Genomic DNA, 1,825 nt, shown 5'->3' with positions numbered 1-1,825 from the left:
GACCCGCTACGACAAACTCGCTGTCCGCTATGAAGCCACCGTGCACATCTCCATGATCAACGAGTGGCTACCCCGCTTATGAAACGCGGCCTAGGTCCTCGCGGGCGTTCTGGTGTGATGTACCCGGTGAGCGCAGGGAACGAGAATGAGCTGACTGTGCTGGTGGACCGGTTGCGGCGGGATCGCCGTCGTGACCCGTACGCGGGCCGGCAGGCCTACTCGCAGGCGGCGCGTGAGGTCGCGGACCGCTGCGCCCGGCTGATCGACGCGGGTGACGCGGCGGTCGCGGTGCCGGTGCTGCGCAAGGCAGTCGATCGGATGACGACCGCCTTGATGTACATGGACAGCTCCTCCGGTGTCCTCGGCAACGACCTCGCTCATCTGATGGAGCTCTACGCCCGGGCGTGCCGGGCCGCACCGCCACGACCCGCTGGCCTGGCCGCGTGGCTGGTCCGGCTCGTCTGCGACGGTCCCGGCTGGCCGGACGTGATCCTGCGCGAGTGGGCGCCGGCTCTCGGGGCAAAAGGCCTGGCCGAAATGACGCGCTTGGTCAAGCAGCGTGCCGCGGTTGCGGATCCGGACAACTGGCACCAGCAGTGGACGATACGGCACCTACGCGAGCAGCTCGCCGAGGTCTCCGGCGACGTGGACCGGTACGTGGCCGTGCTGGCGGAGCACCTGGTAAGCGCCGACCAGTACGAGCGTGCCGTACGGGTGCTGGCCGAGGCGGGACAACCCGCCGACGCAATCGACTGGGCCCGACGCGGACTCGCCGAACACCCCAGCGGCCACCAATCCGCGCGGCTGCGTGACCTGCTGGTGGGGCTGCTGATCGAGACCGGCGAACCGCGCGCCGCGGTGGCCGAGCGTCGGGCTGCGTTCGACAAGCAGCCGACCATCGACAACCTCCGGCCACTACTGACGACGGTGGCCGAGACCGACCGCGACGAAACCCACACCGAGTGGGCGCTGACCGTGGTACGCGACCGCGTCGCCCAGCAGCCCGGCTACCTGCCCCACCTGATCGACGCGCTGCACCATACCGGCCGTGACGATGAGGCCTGGCACAACGGGCTCGCACGCCTGGACGAGTTGCCCACCCGGCAACGCATCGAACTCCTGCACCGTCGGCAACAGGGCCATCCGGCCGACGTACGCGAACCCTACCGGGCACTCGTCAACGCCCACCTGCTGGACTCACATGACAAGCGCCGCTACGACACAGCCATCACGCTGCTCCGCCATCTGCGTGACGCGTACGCGGCCACCGGCGAAACCGACCAGTTCGCCAGGTATCTGGATGAGTTGCGTGGACAGCACCGGCGCCGGCCGTCGTTCCTGGCCAAGCTCGACGTCGCCCGCCTCCACCCTGGCCGGTAGAGTGCCCGCCCGTGGCAGTCCGCATCGACATCGACGCGTTCCGGGAATCCGTCCCCAGCTCGGTGGCCGAGTCCGCGGCACGGCTGCTGAGTAACGGCAGCGTCGGCGAACTCGTACCGGCCGGCGGCGGTGTCCAAGCCGTCGTCCACAGCCACGACGGCGTCTTCCAACCCTGGATCGGCATCGTCGGCGGCCTCTTCACCACCGACTGCGACTGCGGAACCGTCGGCGACGACTTCTGTGCCCACGCCGTCGCCACCGCACTCACCGCATTCCACGCCGGCACCGCTTTCTCGGGCGCGGCGACCCCACCTGGCGCCGCCCCTGGTGAGCCCGAACACGCTCACTATCTAGACGAGTAGTTCCGAAGTCAGGGGTCGATGTGTGGGCATGAAGAGAGGGCATCCAAGATCATGTTGTGACGCAAGACCTGGATACCCTCTTG

Annotated in this window: 2 protein-coding genes; both read left to right on the top strand. The window is 68.5% G+C overall.

What is annotated here, in order from left to right; translation table 11 throughout:
- The first annotated feature begins 63 nt into the window (after window positions 1-63).
- Window positions 64-1,380 (top strand): DUF6880 family protein, encoded by a 1,317-nt coding sequence (locus GA0070560_RS27980; protein ID WP_211566045.1) that lies wholly within the window; start codon window positions 64-66, stop codon window positions 1,378-1,380.
- Between the two features lie 11 nt (window positions 1,381-1,391).
- A complete protein-coding gene (locus GA0070560_RS27975) occupies window positions 1,392-1,742 on the top strand; it encodes a hypothetical protein (RefSeq protein WP_091303118.1) in 351 nt (116 codons plus the stop codon).
- Window positions 1,743-1,825 lie beyond the last annotated feature (83 nt).

The organism is Micromonospora halophytica (genome assembly GCF_900090245.1).
Classification (GTDB): Bacteria; Actinomycetota; Actinomycetes; order Mycobacteriales; family Micromonosporaceae; genus Micromonospora; species Micromonospora halophytica.
This window is presented reverse-complemented; position numbering and strand designations above follow the sequence as displayed.